The organism is Maribacter sedimenticola (assembly GCF_900188415.1).
In the GTDB taxonomy this organism is placed as follows: domain Bacteria; phylum Bacteroidota; class Bacteroidia; order Flavobacteriales; family Flavobacteriaceae; genus Maribacter; species Maribacter sedimenticola.
Window position 1 is genome coordinate 19077 of the sequence record NZ_FZNV01000008.1, and the last position, 25246, is coordinate 44322.

Consider the following 25246-nt stretch of genomic DNA (forward strand, 5'->3'; position numbering starts at 1 on the left):
CAGGTATGTTCGTAAGTCATTAGTGACCAAGCAATTAATTGTATGTGTAATTAATTTTTATATAAATACAATAATCCATCATAAATTGCTCTTGATAACACAGAATGATGATTAGCGTTTTTGACTGGTTCAAATTTGTAATTCAAATTTTCAAGTTCTAATTCTGTTAAAATGTTATTTACACCATTATTGGAAGTTCTTATGCCCTTTATTTCCTTGTCACCATAGCTATGATAAAGTTTAATTTTACTCTTTGATTCTTTTAACTTAGAGAAATTTTCTTTAACTACTAATTCAGATGAATTCCAAGATAAAGAAGCAGATATTAATAGTAGGTCTTGGAATAATTCTGGACGATTTTGTAAAGTGTAAAATCCGAAAAGCCCTCCGAAAGAATGTCCAAGTAAACCTCTTCGTTTATTAAGGTTTGGATATTGTTTTTCTACAAATTCAATTACCTGATTCTCTAAAAAATCTAAAAATAAATTTGCACCTCCAGTACTTTCATTATTGAGTTGATTTCCACTTCCAGTTTTGACGGTAATTTTAATGTTATTATCTAGGTTGGATTTTTTTAAATCATCTAAAAGCCCAAGATTTTTAAATTGCGAAGGCGTAAAATCCATATCTCTTTGCTTATTCCATTCTTTTTGAGTGCCGTTTAATGAAATGCCAACAAAAACAACATCTTCCACATAATCGCATAAATCCAATATAGTATAAGAACCAAGAGTGATTTCTGTAAGCCAATAAGCATCTAAATAATAAAGCGTTTTATATTCTTTGTCAGAACTATAATTCCTCGGAAAAGTTATTTTTAGGATATATTCATCTTTATCTTCTGAATAGACTTTATGATTCTCTGTTGTATATCCTAATTCAGTATTTTGTCCTAAAACATTAAGGAAGACAAATAAAAATATTATAAATGTAATTTTAAATTTAATGTTCGTCATTTTTAATATTGCCAACGTCTCAGCTAAGCGTAGTACGGAAGTAAGGAAACTTTTCGTTTCCGTATGCGAACGAGGCTAAAGCTTTTTGTTTTTCTTTTTCTTTTTTAATCAAAGCTAAATCCCTAAGATTCAACGACATTATAAATATACACAGACCTTTTGGTTTTGCCCTAAAGTATGCATTATGTTTACGTTTTGTTATAATCAGTAATTTTCGCCCGAGTAAGTACTCTCGTAAAATTAGTTTGTCAATAAGCGCAAAAATTGTGTCTATGTGAGGTCAATTTGAGCAAGTTTTATTAATTATTTCAGTTTAGTCCAATTATACTTACCCAAAAATTTATTCAGTCTGACTTTCCAGTTTAATGATTTGTCCTTTTGCGCATTGTATCCACAAATGCGACATTTTCTAGAGTTGATTTCCACTTCATAGCCACCATACCCATAACTCCTTAAGTCTGTATCTTTAATTTGCATAAAGTCTGACGATTGACAACGAGGGCAATTATCAAGAGATATTTTTACTTTTTGATTTATTAAATCCATGACTTGCAAATTACCTAAATTTCTTTTCTTTAATTCCGTGCGAACTTTTTCTTGAGATTCAGGCATAAATTCAGTTTGCCGATAAGTAAAGAAAAAAGCAATTTCCCTATCGGTCATACGATTCAAAAACTCTTCTAAATTTTCTTTTTTCAAGATTAATGACAACGTTCAGTATAAGAAATCGTAGGGCAGGTAATAAGCACTTTCGTTTCGGTTTATACTTAACTAAATATAAATATTTTGCTTTTAGCTTTTTTATTATAAACGCTAAATTCTATGTTTAGCGGACTTTGTTAATATGCACAGACTTTTCGTTTTAACGATTAAACCCCTATTGTTTTTTATACAATGTTGTACGCTGGCTTTTTACACATTTTTCAAACTAGGATTCTGTTCAGTATAAAAATCTCCAACTGTGTATTTGTCAATATTTAATTCATCAGGAATAAACGAGGTTGTATATATCATCTGGTAATTTTCGGAATTAAATTTCTCTGCTTCTTCCACTAATATTTTCTGGAAATTTTCCGCTCTTATTTTCTCAATTCCTTTATCTTCCATATTGTCACAGAAAATAAATCTTGGATATCTCATTCTGTCAATTCCTATTGAAGCTAGGAAAATAGAGTATCTGGCAGAGATTTTTAAATAGAAACTCGAACTGGCTGAATATTTTGCATCTTTATCGGATATGTACGCCATGTTATTTCTGAAATCTATATGAAACTCTTTCGCCTCATAAAAGTCTTCTTGCCTTTTTAAATCATTATTTAATAAATAAATACCTTCTTTTTCAATGACATTTTTAATTTCAATTTTTAGCTTTTCTTGTTCTTCGGTTATTTGTTCAATAGAGTATTTTAGTGCTTCGATTTCTTGTTCTAAATCGGATTGCAGTTTGATTAAACTCTGATATATTTCTGCATTTTCGTATAGTGTTCGAAGCTGAATAATTTCCCCTTCAATAAATCCTTTGTCAGTGTATAATTGGTCTAGTCTTTCTTGCCTAACTGTTTTGACATCGTTGATACTACTATTAACCTTTTGTTGAAGATGGAATAATTTTAATTTGTCTGATTCAAGTTCAGCCAATAACTCAACTAGCTGTCTTCTCTTTATTCCAATAAGGTTTTTTGATTCCCTTATTTGAAAATCAATTTCTTGCTCAATTTTTCTAGCTTGTGTAATTCCAAAACTATCATCAATATCTGTTTTACAAAGTTTACATACGCTAGCGTCCTCAATTGGTTCAATAGGTGATAAGCATTCTGGACAATTTTGAATTGGAAAATTACCTAACAAATCTCTTGTTAAAATAGATTTATTTAGTGCCTTTAACTTATTTTGAAGCGCTTGAATGAAGTATTCAGTATCTTCAATTTCATAATAGTAATTCTTGATTTGCTGTTCAGCATTCTTAACTTTTGTTCTTTGGACTATATTTTCTTCATTTAGTTTTTCAAAGTCAAGTTTTGTTTTTTTAGTAAAGCGAACCTTTTTTTCTTCATTCTTTAATTCGATGATTTCATTTTCAATTTCATTAATCTCTTTTTCTTTTGCTGAAATTCTTTGGGTTAGATTACTTGGTATTAAATCATAAGGATTTTGAATGAAACGTTTTATTACTTTTATTTCTCTTTTGGTATCTTCTAATTCTTTGTCAGCTTCAACTTTTCGTTGTTTTTTGTCGTATAGTTCTTGTCTGTAAACGCCTAGAAGTAAATCGGCAGTGGTTTCTCTCGTCAATGTAGTATCAAATTCTTCATAGTAAAATAAAGAATTAGTTGGCGAATCTTGGTCTAGATATAACAATCGTAATATTTGATGGAAAGTAATATTATTGTCACCCTTAACTATTGGCAAATCAAGGTTTTCAAATAAAACGTTTGAAAAACTTTTCTTGCTATCCGTAGTGTTGAAATTGAACTTTTGCCATCCTTCAGTTTCCTTTTCCGCTTGTTCGATTTCTCCCCAATAGATAAACATTCCTTCGGTCTTGTTTGCTTTTCCAAAATTGTTTAGGTTAATTTCTCTTTTAAGCGTCAAAGTTGCTCCGTTTAATTCAACTTCAGCAATCACATATGAACATTTTTTAGCTTCTTTAACCCAATCATTAAAAGCACCTCCAAGAACATAAAACATAAAATGCGTAATAGTAGATTTACCGCTACTATTATTACCTCTTATTATGTTTATTCCTCTATGAAATTTCTCATCATAGGCAATAACACCTTTTCTGGTGTAAATTTTCATTCTATTTAAAAAGAGGTTATTATGCATCATATTTACTTTCTAATAATCCTGTTCTACTTTTAAGACCATCAATTCCAAAAAGCGAGATTTGATAAAAATGGCTTGTTAAGAGTTTAATCGCATTTTCTTCTTGTACACTTAAGTTTTTAAAGTCTTCGCTATAATCTTCGAAAATATTCTTGTTGATATTTGAGATTCTATTTTCTTGTAGATAATCTTTATTTACTATCCCATAAGAGGCAAGACATTTTATTGCTGTCATTTGATATGGTTTTATTTTTTCAAACATTTTCCTATCATTAATTACCATCTCATATGGATTGTCTTTAGTTAGAATATAATTTTTAATAATTTTTTTGATGTCTTTCTCTTCTCTTTTTAAACGAATTTTATCCATTTTATTAGGATATAATAAGTAGTAGTCCCAAATCCGTAATCTATCTATTTCAATTAAACCGTCTTGTTTAAAATGAGCTAAAAGTTTTATCATTCTATAAACTGTGTGATATAAATCAAATGCTTTTTGATAAACAATCATACTTCCCAATTTATATGGCAGTTGCCTGTTAGATAATGAAACATCCCTTGAATTTCAGTTGAAGACAAACCTATAATATCGTCACAGCCTTCGGATTCAATTAAAATTAAAATCGGATTCACGATTTCGTCCGAAATCGTTAAAAGGATTTCTCGTTCCGAAATTCCTTCTCTCAACATAGGCTTAATAAGATTTGTATATTTCTCAAGTACTATGGCTAATATGAAAGCAAATATTTCTTGAGCAGGTTCGTAATTTTGGTAATAAACTAATTTTTTATGGAACTCCTGTTTTAACCAAGCAAAGTCTTCATATAAATAGCTTTTGTCAGCATTTTTTAATTTTTCCTCTAAACCTATTGTATCTCTACGAGTTGTATACCTTTTTAAATCATCAGAAATCTGTATAATTTTCTCACTATTATCAACACTTGCTTTTAGCTTTTCGAATAAGGTTGAAAGTTTTCCATTTGAACCAAAATAGTTATTGGTTTGAGAATTATCGTTACCACCAACTATCTTGTTTCCCGAGCCTTCAATATTCGCATTATTTTGGTTAGTGTTTTTCAACATTAGCTTTTAGAGTTGTCGTCTCCACCAATTACTTTGTTTTTATTTCCTTTGATTTTGATATTGTCTTGACTAGACTTTGTATTTCGCTTTTTCGACCTATTTATCGAAATCAAAGCACCACCAATTATTGCTGTGATTAATGCAATAACTGCGATTATTATTTCTGTTTTGTTATCTTCCATATGTTTGGTTTTCAGCTTGCGTAAAACGTTTGGTATATGAAAAGTAGGCTATTTCGAAGCACTAAACTTTCGATTAAGCACCAACTTTGATACAAGCCACTAGCCTTAATTTTAGTACTATTCCGCCTATTTTTTATATACATTGTTGTGCTTTCATTATTCTTCTTTTACTACTGTTAAATCAACTAAATCTTCAAATCTTCGGAGCAAATGTTTATCTTGTATGTCGGATTTTATTGGACGTTTCTTCCTTAATCCTTCTAAAATTGTGTTGGCTTTTATTCCATCATTTTCAACTATTCTTGCAATTATAGGAGCTGCTCCATTACTAAAAAACACAGGTCTTGAGCCACTATAAGGTCCATAACTTCTTTCTCCAATGTAAAATATTACGATTGATTTCAATAAATCTTCGTAATGTTCAGTTGGGCAGTATTTTAAACCGCCTATATCTTCAAGTTTAGCACAAAACTTTTTTTGCACGCCCCAATCATTACCAATTTTTTTTGCTTCATTTTTGAGAGTACCGTAAAAATCTTTAAGTCGGACTTTTTTAAAGTAACCCATTGCTCCACAGGCATTACCTATTTTTGCTGTTTTTAAATCTATTCCTGTTCTATCTAATTTTTTTTCTAAAACAGAAGCCATTTCAATTGTAACTGTTTTATCAGTAATTGGATTAATGTGTCTCATCAATTCAACACTATTTTCTCTAACTATATCAGGTTTAGCATCATCAGAAGCAAATGATATTAGTAATTCGGATATTTCCCTTTGTCTTCCTTTTGGGGCACTTTTGTAATCCGTTAAAAACTCTTCAGTTACTGAAATATTTGTTGAAGACTCAACAAGGTCTTTTGCATCTATGACTTGTAAAAGCTCAATTGGATCTTTTGAAAGTACCACATCAATTGAAGATTTGAATATATAAAAGCAATCTTCAAGTACTGCTTCATATTCATCATCTTCGTGTTCTAAATCTCTTCTAATCTCATAACACCTATGAATTCTTCTCCACTCTGGACGAGTTAATATGCCAATTCTATACGCTAAATCAATTGTTTTAGATACGTTATATTCAAGTATATCTTCTTCTCTTTTAATAGGAGGAAGTTTATAGTTGGTTGCAATCTCATTTGCTAAATCAACTCCCATTATTAGGATTTTCTCTTTTAAATCGTGAGTGGCTGCATTAAAAAGCCTTTGACAGGCACTACTTGGGTCTATTGGTAGTAATCGAACTACTCGTTCAATTAAATTACGACCTTTCCAAACAGGTCGAATACCATTTAGTAAAGTTTGAATACCACTTTTACTAATCGGTTCTCCTGCAGGAATAATTTCGTAGTTATTATTTTCCATTCTTTATTTTTTTAATGAAGCACATCAAGTATATATAGTCTATTAGTAACTATATATTGCTATATAAACACATATAATCAGCAGTTTTGATATCAAAACTTTCCAATAAAGTAGTAGGGGGGTATACTTTGGTCGGTACTACAAGTATAAGAAGTTTCCCCTACAAAAACTTACGCTTTTCTGTAAAATTGTAGGAAATACACTTGTTATTTTGTGAAATAATTAAAAGGGTGTGTAGAAGATAGTATCCCTAACACACTGTTCTTAAACTGTTGTAATCCATTTGGGTCATTGTGGAGCGTGTTTTTACTTCAGAAAAAATGCATCGGGAGAACGGGGGAACGCCCTATTTTCCCAATGCATATATCACTTTATAGTGTAGATGCTAGTCGTCACTACACGGTAGCACCATTTCCGGTATCAATTACGGTTATTATCAAATGATTTGTCCGGGTAGGCCGGTGGGGCGGGGACTTCCCTTGGGTCTTCCTTGATCTGCTTTTTAAGGAATTCTATGGCGGCATTCAACTGCGCATCTTCCCCGTTAAAGGTGGCATGGGGCAGGTTGTCCACAACAATATCGGGCTCAAAACCGTGTCCTTCTATGATCCACTCCCCATCTTCACTATATACGCCCAACATGGGGGCTCTGGCCAGTCCGTTATCGCTCAATCGGTTACTGCTGTCCAACCAAATTTCGCCGCCCCAGGTGCGGGTACCAATGGTGGTGCCTAGGCCTAATTTCTTAAAGCCGTCCGCAAAGGCCTCGCCGTCAGAATAGGTATTCTCGTTCACAAGGACCACAATATGCCCCCTAAAGGCGTAGGGCATGTTCCAGAACGCTTCCCCAGACCTTCCTTTCCAGTACATCCAGGCTTTGCGCAGTAATTTTTCAAGCACAAAACTGTCAATGTTGCCCCCAAAATTATACCGCACGTCCACGATTAGGCCAGATTTATTGAAGACCGGGTAGAACTCCCGGTAAAACTGACTGATATCATTACTGCCCATGGCCCGTAAATGCAGGTAGCCAATGTCTTGGTCGCCCTTTTCCTCTACCTTGAGCCTGTTGCCATATTCCCAATCGCGATAGCGTAGGTTATAGGCATTACTAATCGGTTTTACGATGATGTCCCTAGAAGTGCTGCCGCGCATCACGGTAAGGCGTACCTGCTTGCCGGCCTGGTTTCTGATCAGCGCTCCCATATCCAAGGCGGTAAGGGCATTTTTTCCGTTGACATGGGTAATGACGTCCCCAACCCGTACATCTAGGTAAGGGTCGTCCAATGGCGATTTTTCATCGGGGTAATCTGGGTCCGCTTTATAAATATAGTCAATGACAAAGCCCATTTTGGGTTCGCTTCTACTGAACAGTGCCCCCAAGGTTGCCACCCCAATGTCCGCATCATCGGTCCTTTCGTCTCCGCCCCTTACGCTGGTGTGCAGTGCGGAAAGCTCGCCCACGAACCTGCCTATAAGGTCGGAGAGTTCATTACGTGTAGTTACCCGGTCTACCAAGGGCAGGTACTTGGCATGCATGGCATCCCAATCTACCCCATGCATATTTTTGTCATAGAAATAATCGCGTTCCATGCGCCATGCATCGGTAAAGATCTGTTTCCAATCTTCCTTGGGCACAATGGGAAATTTCCAATTGCTGAGATTCACCTGGTGTTTGGACAGGTCGCTGATTTCAGATGTACCCGCATCTACCATATAGATTTTGGAATCCTTGGAAAGCAGTAGCTTGGCGCCCTTACCGGCAAGCTCAAACCCATTAATGTCCTTGGCCATGGTCTTAAGGGCAATGTCCTCGTTGCCAATGGATACAAAGGATAGGTGGCTTTTGGCCTTTACCCCGGTATCACTGGCCATGAGGTACAGGGCCTTATCGGTTACCTGTAGCGCGGCATAATTACCGGCCGAAACAGGTACCTCCATAATCCTTTCCTGTATGCCTTCACGGTCTATATGTACGGTAATGGTTTCCTTGTTCCCGGCATCACTGTCCTTCTTCTTTTTATCCGTTTTTGCGGAGGGTTCCGCTTTGGTATCGTCCGCTACTAGTTCATCATTTTCCCTAAACGGGGAGCGGGTGCCTTTTTTCAAGGCTACATGGTATATTTTTTCACTGGCATCAAAATACGGTTCCGGTTGCCTTGGTCCCCACGGACTACCGACCAACGAGGTAAAACTTCTATCCGATAGAAAATAGATGAATTTTCCATCTGGGCTCCATTGGGGGTCGGTGCTATTGGCCCGATCCGTGGTCAAGTCAAACAGGTCACCGGTCTTTACGTTGTACACCTTGATCTGGGCCATGGTATTAGGGGCTCCCTGTACAAATGCCAGCCAAGTATTGTCCGGTGACCATGAAAAGGTACCAATACCTTCTTGATTGGTGGAGATTTTGGTGCTGGTTCCGCTTGCCAAATTAAGCACGTACAGGTTGTTTTCCAGGTCATTGTAGGCCATGTATTTGCCATCCTTGGAAGGCGTGCCCCCAAAACGTAATAGGCTGCCGTCACCGGTCAACTTTTTTTCTTCCCCTTGGCCATTGGCGGGCATACGAACAAATTCAAACTCCCCCGTTTGGTCAGATAGCGCATAGATATTTTCCCCGTCATGGGAGAAAACGGCATCGCGGTAGCGAACGCCCTTTTGTTCCGTAAAGGATACGAATCTCCCGGATTTTACGGGCGCCACAAAAATTCTTCCCCTTGCCGTAATGACAATATGTTCTCCCACAGGGTCCGGATGTACAGAGGTGATGTATTGGGAGGGGTTGTCATCCCACTTTTGGCGTAGCTGGTCCAAATCGGACACCAATTTTATGGTAATCTTTTTGTCGGACTTGGTATTCAGGTCATAATGCCAAAGGTCCGCCGCCTTTTGGTAGACCAGGTTTCCGTTAGAGATACTGGCGGCGCGGACATCAAAATCCTTATGGTTTGTATGTTGTTGAAGGTCCTCCCCATTTTCGGTCATGGACCAAATATTCATCATCCCGTCCCTATCCGAAATAAAGTAAACTCTGCCGTTATACCACATGGGGTGATGGCTTTCGCCCAGGTAGTCCGTGGTCAGTTTTACGGCCTCCTGTGTGCCTTCGGTAAATTTATAGATTTGCCTTGCGGTACCGCCCTTATATCTTTTCGTCACGTTCCTGTGGTATGCCGGTCTTACAAAATATAGGGTTTTGCCACTTGCGTCATAGGTGGCCTCACTGGCCTGCGCCAACGGAACTCTTTTCTTTTCCTTGGTCTTCAGGTCTATGGATACCAATTGGTTGTCCGGAACTTTGGAATAGGCACGTGTATGGTAGACCACCGCTCCGTTGGGTGTCCAGGTATTGGTGTAGGAAGCATCCCGTTCATACGTCCACCGTACGGGCAGGCCACCTTCCATGGGCATGGTGTACACTTCAATTGGGCCCTCATAGCTTGCGGAAAAGGCTATGGTTTTCCCATCTGGGGAGATAGTGGGGTAGTTCTCATCTTCGGCATGGGTGGTAAGCCGTTGTGCCATTCCGCCATTTAAGGCTACTTTCCAAAGGTCGCCCTCAGCGGCAAAAACAATGGTATTGTCGTGCAGGGCCGGATTTTGGTAATACCCTTCAAAACCTTGTGCAAAACAATTTGTAACGGATAATAGGGTAAGGATGGCCAGTAAAATAGTCTGTGGTGTTCTTAGGTAATGTGATATGCCCATAGGATTGGTTTTTGTAATGATCAGGTTATAGGATGCCAGAGGCGATTAGTTATTTTTTTTATGTGGGATTTCCGGTCGCGTGTTCTGTATGCGAAATGGTCCATAAAAGCAACTGAGGGAATGAATGTTGGCTATTACACTACAAGATACTAAGATCACGGTATTAAAGTGACAGGATGCAACAAAAAAACCTTCATGAATTTTTATGCCATGAAGGTCGATGCTTTATAGAACTATTAGGTTTACTTACACAAAGAGCAATAGAATGGTCAGGACCATGCCGCCCAAAGTGAAATAGAGCCCTTTTTTAAAGACCGTTGTTTTTGGCATGAACATCCAAAAAGAGGATATTACGAAGAAGAGTAATGACAGGCCAAAAAAGATGTTCAGAAAGTAGACCGGACTATTGGTCGTAGCCTTATGCAGATGTTCCATTTTATCTAGGATAAAGGGCAGTTCCATTTTTTTGACGGTGGCCAGCCCTGTTTCGGTATTGTATTCTCCTTGTTTAAAATAGACAACGTCCCCTAAGGTCCTTTCCGGTTTTACCCCGCCTTTTATCCGTAGTGCTCCGCTAAGCTCTTCTGCGGACATATTGGGCTTTAATTGTTGTGTGGTTATTTTTTCGCTCTTTAAAAAATCGGTCGTCCTAAAGATCATAATGATTCCGCTAATGGCATACATGGCCATAATGCCTGCCAAAAAAAAGCCTAGATAGCGGTGGATAATTCTCATGCGTAATCCGGTGGTCATTCTCATTGTAAAAAAATTATAAGGTTGTGATGTTTTGGGCCAATACCTTCACATGGATATTGACACGGGTTTAGATGCATATATGGGCCAAAGGTTTAATGGCGATGTTTATTTTTTTTATGATAATACCGGTGGCATAAAAAAGCCCCGGTAAAATAATCCTACCGAGGCTTTGGGTCACTAGTTGAGTAGTTACCTGTATTTTTTTACACGGGCATCATCAATGACCCCGTTCCAATTTAGTCCGTATGCAAAATCATATGAATTTCCATCAGCATCGGTATAAGGTTTCATATCCCTGGGTACATCTTCCAATTGTGCCTCTACGGTCAACATATCCGCCGGCATCTGAAAGGGGAGAAGGGCAGAAGGTTCCGCCGCACCCGTAAGAATTTCCATTAACGCCTGGTCCTGAACGCCCATATGTACCAAAATGGAAGCGGCACTGGGTTCTATTTCGGCGAAAACCATAGGTTTGGCCACTTTTACGGAGACAATGACCGGCTTGTCGCCCATTTTTTTCTTGGTATCGTTCACCAAATCCATATCCGTGGTATTGATCGTGGAGACCGATTTTCCTTTGTACGTACGGTTGGTAAAATCCTCCAGCGGACTACCCCCGGCCAAACTGACCTCCCGTGCGGTATCTGCGGTATAATCGCCATATTGTAAATTGATCGGTACATAGCCATTTCCTCCTTTTTCCAAGTCGGCGCTATCATACCCTACACCACCATCCGGACTATGAATGCCCACCAAGGCAAAATCCGCTTCCTCCGGGGTGCTTACCACTTCAAAAAATTTGGCGACAACCTCCATGTTAAAGGCATCTACCGTTTTTGGTTCTGTGGTGATCCCCCACCAGTTGGTAGTGGGTGCCACATAACGTTGAGGTACGTATACCTTCATTTTTTCCTTTAGCGGTAATGTCTTGTTGTGGTTTTTGAGCATGACGATGGACTTTAATTGTGCATCATAACCCGCTTTCATATATTCGCTATTCCCAACAATTGCAGTTGTTTCCGCTACATCTAAATACGGATTTTCAAAAAGTCCCACCCTAAATATATTGGTCAATAAACGAACTGCAGACTCTTCAAAACGGGCACGCATTGCCGTTTCGCCTAGTTCAGCAACCCCTAATTTATAAGCCTCCAAAACAGGTCCCATATCATTATTGCCTCCAAACTGATCCATTCCTGCTGCGATAGCCTTGTAATGGCGTTCAGCAACGGTCAAATTTTCTACACCAAAAGGTTTACCTTCAAATTTAGATACCGAAGTCATGTCTCTTGTAATGCCCCAATCGGTACATAATACCCCTTCATAGCCATATTTGCCTCTTAGTATATCGGTTATTAAATAGGTATTGTATCCATTGGCAACTTTTTCTCCTTCGCCATCAGAAATGGTATAGTAGGGCATAACGGCAGCCGCCATTTTAGTAGGGCCATCTAGTTTAAAGGCACCTTCTGTAAATGGTTTCATGTGATCTGAAATATTTTTACCAGGGTAAACGGCGTATGCGCCATAGCCAAAATGTCCGTCACGGCCGCCTTCTTCGGGTCCGCCACCGGGCCAGTGCTTTACCATAGCATTGACGCTCTCCATGCCCCAATCGCCACCATCTGTAGACTGAAAACCATCTACATAGGCACGTGCCAGGTCCGTAGCCAGATCAGGGTCCTCACCCATGGTGCCGTCAAAACGGCTCCAGCGTGGTTCTGTGGCCAGGTCTATTTGGGGCGATAAGGCCGTGGCGATACCAAGGGCCCTATATTCGGTTGAGGCTATATCGCCAAATTGTTTCATCAAGGCGGGATCAAAAGAAGCCGCAATGCCTAAAGTACCGGGCCACATAGATATATCACCACCCGCACCGGCATTGAATTCCGCATAGGAATCGCTCCCATGCCTTGGGTCTGAACTGGTGTTTACAGGAATGCCCAAATATAGGCCCTCCGCAAAGGCTTGTGCGTTATTGTTCCATTGTGCGGCCACGGCGGGACTCTCTACCGAGGTGATCAGCACATGACGTAAGTGGTCATCCGTCAAAAATTTCTTTTGTTCATCGGAAAGGTCACTGGCTTTGGCACCACTTTCTGGAAATGGTTTACCCTCATAAGTAGAAGAACCAAATCCACGGCTACTACCGGGAAGAGATTGGTGTGAGCTGTACAGCATTAGACCTGCAATATCCTCTAAGCTCATTTTTTTTGCCAGGTCCTTGGCACGCTGCGCTACCGGCAAACGCCAGTCCTCATACTCGTCCAAGGTTCCATTTTTGTTCAAATCTTTAAAGGCATACCTGTCTAAGGTCAATAGCGTTACCCCAGAGGTATTGGAGTATCCTAACGTGGCACCCTCCTCATTATGGACAAAAGTAATTTCCTCTTTGACCTCAGTGGTATATTTTTCGCCACATCCGGTCAGGATTACACCTGTAACCAGGGCGGTCAAGACATTTAAATGGTTCTTAATTTTCATATTCCGGTACATTATTTATTTCTTACAATTTCAAAAAGTTCTTTATCTAACTGTGGTTTCACTTCACAGGTAGTGTTAAAATGCATGGTGGCCGTATTCTTGCTGTTGTAGGCGGGCCATTCCGGTAACCCATCATGGTTGGGATTGCCCGTCCTGGCAAAATTAATCCATGCCTTGCTCATTTTTTTGGCTAGTTTATGGGCTTCCTCACCGCCACCGGTCATATGGTTGGCAAGGTCAATATTGTCAAACACAAAGGGAAGTTCCATGCAGTGCAGCGCCTTATATTTACCGTCAAATACAGGAGACTGCCAAGTAAATAGATACATATACACCGGGGCACCGTTAAGTGAGGATTTGTCGTTGGCCTCCATAACTGCACCGGGCCTGAACATGGTATCCACATCCAATAGGTCCTTAGGGTCGGTATCTTTTGGATAGGCCTTTTTAACGGCACCGATATAGGCATCTGCCTTGTCCTTATAGGTTTCCTTGATATGTGCCATTATGGTTTCTTCCGATGCACCTACAAAACGCATGTTTGCGAACGGGGCAAACTCATTTTTTGCGGTACCGATCATGAACGGAATATCCCTGGAGACGGCCAAGGCTTCCTTGGTACCCAATTGATAGGGCAGTACATTGCCATCTTTGCTTGGTCCCCAATTAAGACCAAAACCGATTACCGGTTTCCCGGCGGCCCTCATTTGTTCTGCAACAATTTTTAAGGCCTGGCTACTGGTGCTGGCCAAGGTCTCAAACGGGATATGTTGAATACTGTCCACCGTATTGGCATTGAGCCCTAAAATGGTCAAGGTTTCCTTTGCAATGGCCTGCGTATCCTCTTTTTCCAGCATTGCGGTCCTGAACGAACCACTCTGGTTAATGGCCTTATGGAAAAGACCTTTGGCCTTGGGCATGGCCATGAGCGTACTCACTTTTGCACCGCCGCCAGATTGCCCAAAAATGGTAACATTGTTGGGGTCACCGCCAAAATTGGCAATATTGTTCTTGACCCATTCCAATGCCTTGACCATATCCATGATGCTATTATTGGCAGACTGTGCGTATTTATCCCCGTAGGCCGATAGGTCCAAAAACCCAAGAACGTTTAAACGATGGTTGATGGATACGACCACCACATCCCCATTTTTGGCCAAATTTTCACCATCATAGGAAGGTAGTTCATGGCTGGATCCAGTGGTAAAGCCACCCCCATGGATCCAGAACAGAACCGGTCTTGTTTTACCGTCCGATACGTTTGGAGACCAAACGTTCAAACTCAAACAATCTTCATTTGGAAACCCCCAGTCATGATCGAATACAAATTCCGATTCATCTTGGATTGTTGTTGTTGGGTTTATTAATGGAGAAACTGGTCCGTACATGGTGGTACTCCTTACGGCATCCCACTTTGTAGGGTTTGTTGCCGCCTCAAAGCGGTTGGCTTGTGCGTAAGGGATACCTTTAAACGTATGTACATTGTCGTGAATGTACCCACGTACGGGTCCGTTTTCGGTTTCAATTACCGGAACCTTGGAACCGGTAATTACGATATCTTGTGCCGATGCTATGCCCGTCATCATACATAGGGCAAGCGTTAAAAGGTGATAAAATGGAATTTTCATGATGTATAGCGATTAGGTGTTTCGTTTATTTAAATCCGATCTCCTCTAGACCATCATGACTAATTTTTATGGCATCCAAAGGTTTTAATCCGTCAAAGGTCATATCCTGTTCTACCATATAGTATTTCATTCCGGAAAGTTCCTTGTTGTCCAAAATATTCTTAAACCCTATGTTACCTTTGCCTACCGGAGCAAATCTGCCCTGCTCGTCCATATCCTTTACATGCCAGATTTTAAACCTACCGGGATATTGGTGGAAATAGGCAATAGGATTGGCACCTGCTTTGGTAACCCAGTACAGGTCCATCTGAAAGTTCAATAGTTTAGGGTCTACATTTTCCAATAGATAATCTATAGGTACTATACCCTCGGCATTTTTCTTGAATTCAAAATCATGGTTATGGTACAATAATTTTAAACCGGCCTTGTTGGCTTTTTCACCTAGTGTAGTTAGAATTTGAGCCAGGTCCTGAACCGTACCGGTCATACCCATTGTCCTGTTTTCCTGGTTGAACGTAAACATTCCCATTGGTGGAATAGGCACGACAAAATATTTGAAACCGGCAGCCTTGGCATCTGCCATCATCTGGTCTGCATTGTCTAGGGTAACGGAGCTTTGGTGCGTACTGATCGGTTTTAACTTGAGCGATTTAAGCAAGTCCTTAAAATCTGCCGGAGTCATACCGTAATATTTTCCGTCTTCATAGCCCGCGGCTTCAATATTTTTATAGCCTGCATCCGCTACGGCCTGTAGGGTAGCTTTGGCATTCGTACCCATATCATCCCTAACGGTGTAAAGGGCAAGGCCGCCAAATTTTTTCTGTGCATAGGTCGTTAAGGTACCGCACATGAATAGGACCAGTGCCATACCTTTAAAAAAGTTGTTTAAGATAGATGTTTTCATAAGTGTTGTTTTAAGTATAAAGTTTTCGTTTTATTTAAAGCTATAGAGATAGGGGGCTTTGTGGGCCTTACCTTGAAAAAGTTTTTCGTGTCGTTCAAGAATATCCAAAGAGAGCATTTTACGCTGAAAAGTTGTTCTTCTTAGTTTTTGGTCCAATATGGCCTCAAACACGGATTGTAACTGTTTCATGGTAAATTTTGGCGGTAACAAGTTCATTCCGATCAGTTTTTCACTGAGATTGTTGCGGAGTACGATCAACGCTTTTTCCACAATTTGGTTATGGTCCATCATAAGATCCGGAAGTTCGTCAATGGCATACCAACCTATACTGTCCGAAAATTGGTCTGGGGTAGGGGTTACCTCCTCATAATTGATCAGGGCGTAATACCCTACCGTGTTGAAACGATCCAACATCCATTCATTCTCCTCTGTGAGGTCATTGTTGGCGATCAATATCTGGCGCATATGTTCAGGATCGGCACGGTCAACTTCCCCAAATACATGAAATTGCTCCAAAAATACATTGTCCAGTCCCGTACGATCTTTGACTCCTTTTTTTGCGGCCTCATCTATACTTTGGTCAACCTCTATAAAACCTCCCGGAAGTGCAAAAAATCCCGTGTTATGATATTCCAGTACAAGAATCTTCAACAATTTACCGTTGAACCCAAATATTACACAGTCAAAAGAAAGATTGGGTATGAAATTCTTATTTTCTAAACCTTTCATTGATTGATTTCATAAAATTTAAATGCATTTTTCAAATAAAGCATAAAATTCAATGTAAACAAAGGATTATTGTCATAAAGTGAGACAATAATAAAAAAGTACTGATTTTGAATTAATTTTCATTCAAAATCAGTACTTGATCGGGGGAAGCGGCATAATAAATACCAGCCATTACATACCCTATTAATACATGGGTAAAATGTTGATGTTACTCGTTTTTATAATACCATACGTTCATGCTTTCCATGGTATTGCGCACCATACAATTATTGGTCAGGGTACCGGCAAAAGTAAATCCGTGTTTACTAAAGGTGATGTTCAACCCATAGGAAGTAGCCCTTACCATGGCATAAACGGTTTTGCACCCGGTGGATTTCATTTGCTTTTTGATATCCTGAACCAAAAAGTACGAAAGGTTTTGCCCCCTATAGTCCGGGTGGGTCACAAAATCCACGATTTCCATATTGGATTCATGTACATGGATATCCAAGATTGCGGATACCAAAAGCTCATTATTTTCAAACAATCCGTAAAAGCTATGGTTAAGTTTTTGCAGCGTTAGAAAATACTCCACATCCTTTATCTGGTCGGGGTGGTATTTGTACGCTTTTCTATGCAATTCTTCCAATAAGGGAAAATCCTTGGCATCCAATTCTCTAATGGTGGTTTTGGATGGAATGGAAAAATGCGGGTCTGTCTGCGGTTTGCTCGCCGCAAAGGCGATCGTTTTAACCGAATCTATGGTCTTACGGCTTTTTTCATCATTAATGTGCCGTTCCTTCTTCACATAATCCGCCAAAAAATAGCCGTCAATACTACCGTTGTACAAACCGGGAATCTTTGCTTCTACTGTAAAACCGTTGGATTGCAGCACACCTCTTGCGCTTTCTGGTGCCCGCCCCAGGATTTTTTCATAATTTCTTTGCTTGGCAAGAGCCTTGATCTTTGGAACAAAAGTATTTAGGTCCGTATTATCCGCATCGGTAAAATAGATACGGTTATGCATATTGCCATGGTATACCAAGGCACCTTCTATGTTTTCAATTTTCTCGAACATGAATATAGATTTTTAGTCTTTGAGAGAGTGAATTCGTTATGCCCTGATCTGGCCATCGCCAAATATGTAGTATTTGTTGGTGACCAATTGTTTCAAGCCCAGGGGCCCCCGGTGATGCAATTTGTCCGTACTGATCGCCAACTCCGCGCCAACGCCCATTTGTCCCCCATCGGTAAAACGGGTAGAGGCATTTTGGTATACGGCCGCGCAATCTACCTCCTCCATAAATTGCAATGCATTTTCCTTGTTTTTAGTCATGATGGTTGCAGAATGTCCACCGGAATTATGGTTGATTTTTTCAATGGCCCCATTTAGGGAATCCACGGCGCCCAAACAGCATTTCATGGCCAAAAATTCCTCTTTCCAAATCTTTGGGTCTTCAATAGGGTCTGCCTCCGTAAGGAATTCATTCACTTTGGAATCTACCAAGGTTTCCACACCGTTTGCGGAGAGCAGTTTATAGAGGTCCTTTAATTTATGGGCATAATCCTCAATATTGGAACTTATCAATATTTTGTCCAAGGCATTACACGCCGATATTTTTGCGGTCTTTGCATTTAGGATCACTTGAACGCTTTGCTCCCAATTGGCATCTTCGTCTATAAAAAGAAAGTTGTTTCCACGACCACTGACCAGTACGGCACAATTGGCATGTTGCTTTACAAACGCAATAAGTCTTTCTCCTCCCCTGGGAACGATTAAATCCAATTTCTCTGGAGGGTTCATTAAAAATTGTTGGGTTTCCTGCCTATTGAGGACCAATTGCTGAATATAGTTGGTAGACAAGTTGTTTTCCTCCAATGCTCGGTGCCATAGGTTGGTAAGTGCCTTGTTGCTATGTAGGGCTTCCTTACCACCTTTTAGATAAATTTTATTATTGGCCTTGAATGCCAATACCGCTGCCTCTATGGTAACATCTGGCCTGGACTCGTAGATAATCATAATTGTGCCAAACGGTGCGGTCTTGTTCGTGATATCCAATCCGTTTTCCAATTTTTGGGAAGAAATTGTCTGTCCAACAGGATCTTCCTGGGACCTGACCTCCTTAATGGACGTGATCATGGCATCTATTTTGGCATTGGTAACGATCAGTCTATCATACATGGCCTGATCCTCAAGATCAAATTGATCCAAGTCCTGTTTGTTCGCCTTTAAAATGGCCATCCTGTTTTCGTCCAAAAGACGCTCCATACTTTGTAAAACATTGTTTTTTATTGTTGTGGATAATAATTTCATTATGCTTCTATTTTTTCTTCGAGGGTAACTTTGGTACCCACATTTTTTCCTTCTATAATATCTATTATGGTACGGGTTTTTTTGCCATTGGCTATAAACGTAGGAATATTGTTGGCAGCGGCCTGTTGGGCATAGTCCAGCTTGGAACCCATACCGCCACGGCCTTCGCCCGCCTTTTTGTTACTGTCCTTTATAAAATCATCCAGATTGTCCTCTGGGTTGACATGCTGAACAAGGTCACTATTGTCCGCATTGGGGTGACCGGTATATAAACCGTCAATATCGGTAAGGATAATAAGTTTGTCCGCATCTATCAACTGTGCAATTAAACTTGCCAGCTCATCATTATCCGAAAACATACTCATGGTTACCGAAACCGCATCGTCCTCATTGGCAATGGGTATAACCCCTTCCGATAGTAGCCCCTCTACACAATTGATCATGTTCTGCCGGTGTACCCCAGGAGTAAAATCCCGTTTTGTGGGCAATACCTGTGCGCATTTCATACCATAATCGTTAAAAATGTTATAGTAATGGCGCATCATGCGGGGTTGTCCAATAGCGGAATACACCTGTCTACGCTTGGTGTCATGTTCTATACTACTTGTGCCTAAAACCTCCTTACCGGCAATAACAGAACCAGATGATACAAGTACGGTAATAATATCCTGTTCATACAATTCTGCAATCTGTTGTACCAAATTGCGCAGAACCGGTCTAACGATACGGTTATCCTTATTGGTCATTACATTGGTACCTACCTTTATAACTATCTTTTGTTTATACATGTACTTTTTCTTTTCCTAGTTCCACGGCACGCTCAAAAGCTGCGAAAGCCGCATCCTTTATTAATTCACCTACATTGTTGTTTTCCATTGAATCCAGTGCCGCACGGGTAGTACCACCCTTACTGGCCACCTTGTCCATCCAAGAATTTGGGGATAGCTCATTTTGATTGAAAAGCTCAATGGCCCCTGTAAAGGTCTGTGCCACCAAAATTTTGGAGACGTTTGGGGTAAATCCCATTTTTAGGGCGGCCTCCATCATACTTTGCATAAAGTAAAATACATATGCCGGTCCGCTTCCGGAAATTCCGGTAGAGGCATCGATAAAATTTTCATCGCTTACCAAAACAGATTTGCCCGTGGTATCCAAAAGGCTTTCAATGGTCAACAGTTCTATTCTGGACACATCTTCAGAGGCCACAAAAGAAGTAAGTCCCCTACCTATCTGTGCAGGTAAATTGGGCATTGCCCTTACAATCTTGGTAAGTCCCGTAAGATGTTTAATGGTATCTATGGTGACACCGGCCATAATGGAAATGAGTATTTGGCCAGGTTTTACCAATGGGTTCAATTTTAGGAATACACTTTCTGCATGGTACGGTTTTACTGCAATAAAGATGATATCTGCCTGTGGGGCACATTTCTTTAGATCGTCAAAGGCATCAAACTGTGGATTATTCCTTAATTCCTCCAGTTTTTCCTCAGAGGTGTCTAGCACCATGATATTTCTTTTCTTAAGTAATTTTGATTTAGACATGCCTTCCGCATACGTCAACCCCATGTTTCCAGCTCCTATTACTAGTATTTTCATGAATTCTAATGATTATATGGATAAAATTTATTTCCGATTAAATGAATAGCATTTTCTCTATTGCGTTGTTCTTGCGCTTATGATAGATTTGTTGATAGCTATGGATTTTTTTAATAGGTATTCCTAAGAAATATCTTGTAATAGAAGTGACCTTAGAATTTTTTCTGCCGGTCTTTGTTCTATACAGTTCCTTGATAATACTCTCTCTTTTTATATAAATAAGTTTCATGTTTTCATTTCTTGTTGTAACATAACATAAGCCCATCCATGACCAAATATGGCATGTTAAGCTTGTGTTATAATGATTAAAAATTGGGTAAAGCTGCTTTGCGGCAATTGTAGAACCACATTACGGTCTAATTACAGGTACGCCCTTAGAACTTCGGTATCGGTTTTACGTCTTAGTGCCCGTAGACCTTTGTCCTTTATTTGTCTGACACGCTCACGTGTGACATCGAAAATTTCGCCAATTTCAATTAGGCTCATGGGAGGTTGTCCCTCAAGTCCAAAATAAAGTTTGATGACATCGCGCTGGCGTTCTGGAATTTTGTTCAGGACTTCGTCAATATCGGTTTCCAATGATTCGTGAATAACCGCTTTATCAGGAGTGTCCATGTCATTGGATTCAATGACATTGTATAAACTGGCGGTTTCTCCTTCCCTAAAGGGCGCATCCAAGGAAACGTGTTTTACCGAAGAATTAATGGAACTTTTAACTTTGGAAACATCAATATCAAGTTCAGATGCAATTTCGCCGGGGCTAGGTGGTCTTTGAAAAGTCTGTTCCAAGGTAGAATAAACCTGATAAATTTTGGAATTGGTGGCAATCTTGTTCTGGGGCAAACGTATAACCCTCGATTTTTTGGAAAGTGCTTGTAAAATGGATTGTCTGATCCACCAAACGGCATAGGATATAAATTTAAATCCCCTGGTCTCGTCAAAGCGTTTGGCCGCTTTTACCAATCCTAGGTTGCCCTCGTTGATGAGGTCGGTAAGTCGTAATCCCCGGTTTTGGTATTGCTTGGCGGCAGAAACCACGAACCTTAAATTGGCGTTGACCAATTTATCCAGCGCTTTTTGATCTCCTTCACGAATTTTTCTAGCCAGTTCCACTTCTTCATTTGCGGTGATTAAATCTATTTTGCTGATCTCCTGAAAATATTTTTCCAAAGATTTGGCATCGCGGTTAGTTATTTGTTTCGTGATTTTTAATTGTCGCATAGCGTGCTTTTGAATTAATGTATAACATAGTATAATTAAGTTAAAATCCAAGAAATTGACGCTTTTTATGAGTTTTTTGACTCTTTTTAATGCTTTTTTGTATAATTTTAATTGTTTTTGGTCAAAATTAAAGCTTTTTTGAAATTTTATGTTTTTAAAGGCTATTTAAATTCATTTACATTGTCGCTTAGGTCAAAAACGTTGGTTTGGGTTACGTTTTTGGCTAAAATACTAAAGCCTGCGGCACTTCTGTAACCTCCTGCGCAGTGCACCACAATGGGTTTGTCCGTAGGAATTTCATCTATAGTGTCCCGCAAGTCGTTAAGGGGTATGTTGATGGCATTATCAAAATATTGTTCTTGGTTGAATTCACTTTTATTACGGATATCTACGATAGTGTATTTATGCGTATTCTTTCTGAATTCCTCAAAATTAAACCGTTTAGATTTTTCCCTAACGGCATCACCCAAAGTCATTATGCTAAGCATTTGGCTTTCGTACCCAATTTTGGCAATACGTGATAACATATGCTTTCTTTGATTGGCTTTTTCTATAATAAGATGAAATTTCTCGTTAGGTTTTACAAGGGCTCCTAGCCAGGTTTCTATCTTATCATCCTCATTACGCGCCATTATATTTATGGAATTTGGCAAATGATTGTTCTTAAAATCCGTCTCATCCCTAGTGTCTACAATTAATTGTGTATTGCCACTGCAATCAACGTTCATGGAAAAAGGAATGTCAAAAATACTTTTCTCCATATTTTCCGCACCTTTTTTGTTGAGGTCAACATCAAACCCAAAATAAGACGGTATAAAGGGTTGTTCGTCCAATAGATGGTCTATAAACTCCTGTTCCGATAAATCTTTAAATGCCCAATTCTGTTCCCGTTCCTTCCCTAGGGTACTTGATGATTCTGAACCCATATTCTTACCGCAAAGTGATCCGGCACCATGGGCGGGATAGATTAGGGTTTCATCAGGAAGGTGATTAAATTTTGTTTTTATGGTGTTGAACATTGCCTTGGCCAGCTCTTGACGTTTCGCTTTTTTATTCCCTGCTTTTTCCCTAAGGTCCGGTCTACCCACATCGCCCACGAATAAGGTGTCTCCAGTAAACAATACAGGGGCATCATTTTCTTTTTGGGCTACTATGGATATACTGTCCGGAGAGTGCCCTGGTGTATGCAAAGCGGAAAACCTTACTTCGTCCATTGTTAGAACATCACCTTCATCAAAGCTTTTATGGGGATAATCCGCCCCTATTAATTTACTACAATATATGGTGGCTTTAGTTTCTTTGTGCACTTGTAAATGTCCACTTACAAAGTCTGCATGGGGGTGTGTTTCAAATATGGCGACAATATGTGCGTTGTGCTCATCGGCAAAGTCATAATAGGGTTTTGGGTCCCTGCTTGGATCTATAAGGGCAATACTTTTATTGCTTAAAATAGCATATGAATAATGAGCCAAAGGTTTGTCCTGAAATTGTTTTATAATCATGATCGTTTTGTTATTAGAAAAATGCTAAATTTATCTTTTTAATATGTTCTTCATGGTAACCAAAGTTACGCAACTGCTTGTTTTTAAAATTGTTAACAGTTGTGATGTTGGTTGGTTCAATGCATGTAGCTATATATTTTTCCTCTTGTTAACCCATTTAATTATGGATGTTATTAGTAAAGGTTTTCTCTTCTACAAGCTCTAAAACAATTGCTTAAATTTTTAACGCTATCGAATTTATTTTTAGAATAAAGTAGGCGTATGTACTCCAATTGATTTAATTTTAAATTTGATTTTAACGGGGAACCTAATTCCAGATTAAAAATTAAAACTTAATGGCGGACACGAATAAGGATTTTTATTTTTTGGAGGATGGTGGTGAAATGAGCCAATTAATGCGCAATAGGGACTGGTCAAAAACACCCATTGGATATCCCGAAACATGGCCCCAGACCTTAAGGACGACCATTAGCATTATGTTGAATTCTCCTTTTCCCATGTTTTTGTTCTGGGGTAAAAAATTAAAATGTTTTTATAATGATGCGTATAGGCCAAGTTTGGGAATAAATGGAAAACATCCATCTATTTTAGGAATGAGCGGAAAGGAAGCTTGGCCGGAAATTTGGGAAGATATTGCACCATTACTTCATTCGGTCACAGAAAAGGGGGAATCTATTTGGAGGGAAAATCAACTTATTCCAATTTTTAGAAATGGACGTATAGAAGATGTGTATTGGACATTCAGTTATAGTCCCGTAAAGGACGAATCCGGTAATATAGCCGGTGTGCTTACCGTGTGTACGGATACTACGGAAGCGGTTAAAGCCGCCAACAAATTACGGGAAAGTGAACGGCGATTTCGTGAAATTGCGGATTTATCCCCTATTTGGATTTGGATAACCGATGCGCAAGTCAATGTGGAATATGCCAATAAAGAACTTTTAAAATATATAGGATTAGAAAAATCTTCTGACTTTACGGGGCAGACTTGGGAGAAAATGGTACACCCAGATGATATTCAGTTGGTATATGATGGCTTTGGGGAAGCTGTTCGTAAACAGGAAAATTTTGCTTTGGAATATAGGGTCAAAAATGCAAGTACCGATCAATTTGAATGGTTCAAGGTGTTGGCCGTGCCCAGGTATGAGGACAAACAACTAAAGGGTTTTATTGGCACCGCTATGAATATAGAGCAGCAAAAGTCTTTTGCCAATAACCTGAAGAGCGAAGTGGAGGTACGTACCAGGGAGCTTGAGGACAGTAATATTCAATTGGAAAAAATGAATAAGGAACTGCAGTCCTTTGCCTATATCTCCAGTCATGACCTACAGGAGCCGCTTAGAAAAATACAAATGTTCGCAGAGGTGTTGTTGGATAAGGAAATTGATAACCTTTCTAAAAAAGGGAAGGACAAGTTTGAAAAGATACAATCTGCAGCCAATAGAATGCAATCGTTGATCAATGATCTTTTGGCCTATTCCCGAGCCGATACCGAAAAAAGGATATTCAAGAAAATTGAATTGCAACATATTATTGATGAGGTTAAAAATGATTTAGCGGAAGAATTCAAGAAAAAGAACGGACAGGTAATCGTAGAGGAAAGTTGTTCCCTGGAGGTAGTGCCATTTCAATTTAGGCAGTTGATGTACAACCTTGTTTCCAATTCCTTAAAATACTCAAAACAAGATGTTGCGCCAATAATTACCATAAAGGGCGAAATTGTCAATGAGCTGACAATTTCAGGCCTAGTATTGAAACGGAATACCCAATATGCCAAAATAACCATTACCGATAACGGTATTGGGTTTGAGAATCAATTTTCCGATAAGATATTTGAAGTATTTCAACGCTTGCACGGAAAACAAGAATATGTAGGTACCGGGGTAGGGTTGGCTATCGTTAAAAAAATAGTGCAAAACCACAATGGGTATATCAGTGCATCTGGAGAGCCCAATGTTGGATCCGTATTTCAAATTTTTATACCGGAAATCCATAAAGGATAAAAACTTAAAA

General features: G+C 39.4%; 21 protein-coding genes. 1 reads left to right on the forward strand and 20 read right to left on the reverse strand.

Annotated features, from left to right (window positions below; translation table 11 throughout):
• Positions 1 to 50: 50 nt before the first annotated feature.
• The 20 genes from CHB68_RS16110 to CHB68_RS16205 all read right to left on the reverse strand — a co-directional run bounded on the left by CHB68_RS16110 (position 51) and on the right by CHB68_RS16205 (position 23233).
• Positions 51 to 956 (reverse strand): alpha/beta hydrolase, encoded by a 906-nt coding sequence (locus CHB68_RS16110; RefSeq protein ID WP_089262539.1) that lies wholly within the window; start codon positions 954 to 956, stop codon positions 51 to 53.
• Positions 957 to 1259: 303 nt separating this feature from the next.
• The gene (locus tag CHB68_RS16115; RefSeq protein WP_143815226.1) at positions 1260 to 1655 is read right to left on the reverse strand and encodes a hypothetical protein; all 396 of its coding nucleotides are present in this window, start codon (positions 1653 to 1655) and stop codon (positions 1260 to 1262) included.
• Positions 1656 to 1868: 213 nt separating this feature from the next.
• On the reverse strand, positions 1869 to 3755 hold the full coding sequence (locus CHB68_RS16120) for a coiled-coil domain-containing protein (RefSeq protein ID WP_245838969.1): 1887 nt from the start codon (positions 3753 to 3755) through the stop codon (positions 1869 to 1871).
• A gap of 19 nt (positions 3756 to 3774) precedes the next feature.
• Positions 3775 to 4293: an ABC-three component system middle component 5 gene (locus tag CHB68_RS16125; RefSeq protein WP_089262545.1), complete on the reverse strand. Its 519-nt coding sequence runs from the start codon at positions 4291 to 4293 to the stop codon at positions 3775 to 3777.
• Entirely contained in the window at positions 4290 to 4865 is a 576-nt protein-coding gene (locus CHB68_RS16130) for an ABC-three component system protein (protein ID WP_089262547.1), read from the reverse strand. The genes CHB68_RS16125 and CHB68_RS16130 overlap by 4 nt, the downstream gene beginning before the upstream one ends.
• The gene (locus CHB68_RS16135) at positions 4865 to 5047 is read right to left on the reverse strand and encodes a hypothetical protein (RefSeq protein ID WP_089262549.1); all 183 of its coding nucleotides are present in this window, start codon (positions 5045 to 5047) and stop codon (positions 4865 to 4867) included. The genes CHB68_RS16130 and CHB68_RS16135 overlap by 1 nt, the downstream gene beginning before the upstream one ends.
• Positions 5048 to 5203: 156 nt before the next feature.
• The gene (locus CHB68_RS16140; protein ID WP_089262551.1) at positions 5204 to 6409 is read right to left on the reverse strand and encodes a hypothetical protein; all 1206 of its coding nucleotides are present in this window, start codon (positions 6407 to 6409) and stop codon (positions 5204 to 5206) included.
• A gap of 420 nt (positions 6410 to 6829) precedes the next feature.
• Entirely contained in the window at positions 6830 to 10120 is a 3291-nt protein-coding gene (locus CHB68_RS16145) for a S41 family peptidase (RefSeq protein ID WP_089262553.1), read from the reverse strand.
• A 246-nt stretch (positions 10121 to 10366) separates the two neighbouring features.
• Positions 10367 to 10879: a PepSY domain-containing protein gene (locus CHB68_RS16150; RefSeq protein ID WP_089262555.1), complete on the reverse strand. Its 513-nt coding sequence runs from the start codon at positions 10877 to 10879 to the stop codon at positions 10367 to 10369.
• 186 nt (positions 10880 to 11065) lie between these two features.
• Complete coding sequence (locus CHB68_RS16155; RefSeq protein WP_089262732.1) at positions 11066 to 13360, reverse strand: glycoside hydrolase family 3 protein; 2295 nt, start codon at positions 13358 to 13360, stop codon at positions 11066 to 11068.
• An 11-nt stretch (positions 13361 to 13371) separates the two neighbouring features.
• Entirely contained in the window at positions 13372 to 14988 is a 1617-nt protein-coding gene (locus CHB68_RS16160; protein WP_089262557.1) for a carboxylesterase/lipase family protein, read from the reverse strand.
• Positions 14989 to 15013: 25 nt separating this feature from the next.
• A complete protein-coding gene (locus tag CHB68_RS16165) occupies positions 15014 to 15856 on the reverse strand; it encodes a sugar phosphate isomerase/epimerase family protein (protein WP_394339892.1) in 843 nt (280 codons plus the stop codon).
• 66 nt (positions 15857 to 15922) lie between these two features.
• Positions 15923 to 16621 carry an NUDIX hydrolase gene (locus tag CHB68_RS16170; protein ID WP_089262561.1) on the reverse strand — a complete coding sequence of 233 codons (699 nt, stop codon included), beginning with the start codon at positions 16619 to 16621 and terminating at the stop codon, positions 15923 to 15925.
• Positions 16622 to 16829: 208 nt separating this feature from the next.
• On the reverse strand, positions 16830 to 17678 hold the full coding sequence (gene ablB, locus CHB68_RS16175) for a putative beta-lysine N-acetyltransferase (protein ID WP_089262563.1): 849 nt from the start codon (positions 17676 to 17678) through the stop codon (positions 16830 to 16832).
• Between the two features lie 36 nt (positions 17679 to 17714).
• A complete protein-coding gene (locus CHB68_RS16180) occupies positions 17715 to 18914 on the reverse strand; it encodes a glutamate-5-semialdehyde dehydrogenase (protein ID WP_089262565.1) in 1200 nt (399 codons plus the stop codon).
• Positions 18914 to 19702 carry a glutamate 5-kinase gene (gene proB / locus CHB68_RS16185; protein ID WP_089262567.1) on the reverse strand — a complete coding sequence of 263 codons (789 nt, stop codon included), beginning with the start codon at positions 19700 to 19702 and terminating at the stop codon, positions 18914 to 18916. The genes CHB68_RS16180 and proB overlap by 1 nt, the downstream gene beginning before the upstream one ends.
• On the reverse strand, positions 19695 to 20510 hold the full coding sequence (gene proC, locus CHB68_RS16190) for a pyrroline-5-carboxylate reductase (protein WP_089262569.1): 816 nt from the start codon (positions 20508 to 20510) through the stop codon (positions 19695 to 19697). The genes proB and proC overlap by 8 nt, the downstream gene beginning before the upstream one ends.
• Before the next feature lie 37 nt (positions 20511 to 20547).
• Positions 20548 to 20739, reverse strand: coding sequence for a hypothetical protein (locus tag CHB68_RS16195; protein WP_143815227.1), 192 nt, complete (start codon positions 20737 to 20739; stop codon positions 20548 to 20550).
• 131 nt (positions 20740 to 20870) lie between these two features.
• The gene (locus CHB68_RS16200; RefSeq protein WP_089262573.1) at positions 20871 to 21731 is read right to left on the reverse strand and encodes a sigma-70 family RNA polymerase sigma factor; all 861 of its coding nucleotides are present in this window, start codon (positions 21729 to 21731) and stop codon (positions 20871 to 20873) included.
• Between the two features lie 161 nt (positions 21732 to 21892).
• Positions 21893 to 23233 (reverse strand): MBL fold metallo-hydrolase, encoded by a 1341-nt coding sequence (locus tag CHB68_RS16205; RefSeq protein ID WP_089262575.1) that lies wholly within the window; start codon positions 23231 to 23233, stop codon positions 21893 to 21895.
• Positions 23234 to 23568: 335 nt separating this feature from the next.
• Here CHB68_RS16205 and CHB68_RS16210 point away from each other — a divergent pair, with 335 nt between their 5' ends.
• Positions 23569 to 25236 carry a sensor histidine kinase gene (locus CHB68_RS16210; protein ID WP_089262577.1) on the forward strand — a complete coding sequence of 556 codons (1668 nt, stop codon included), beginning with the start codon at positions 23569 to 23571 and terminating at the stop codon, positions 25234 to 25236.
• Positions 25237 to 25246: the final 10 nt, after the last annotated feature.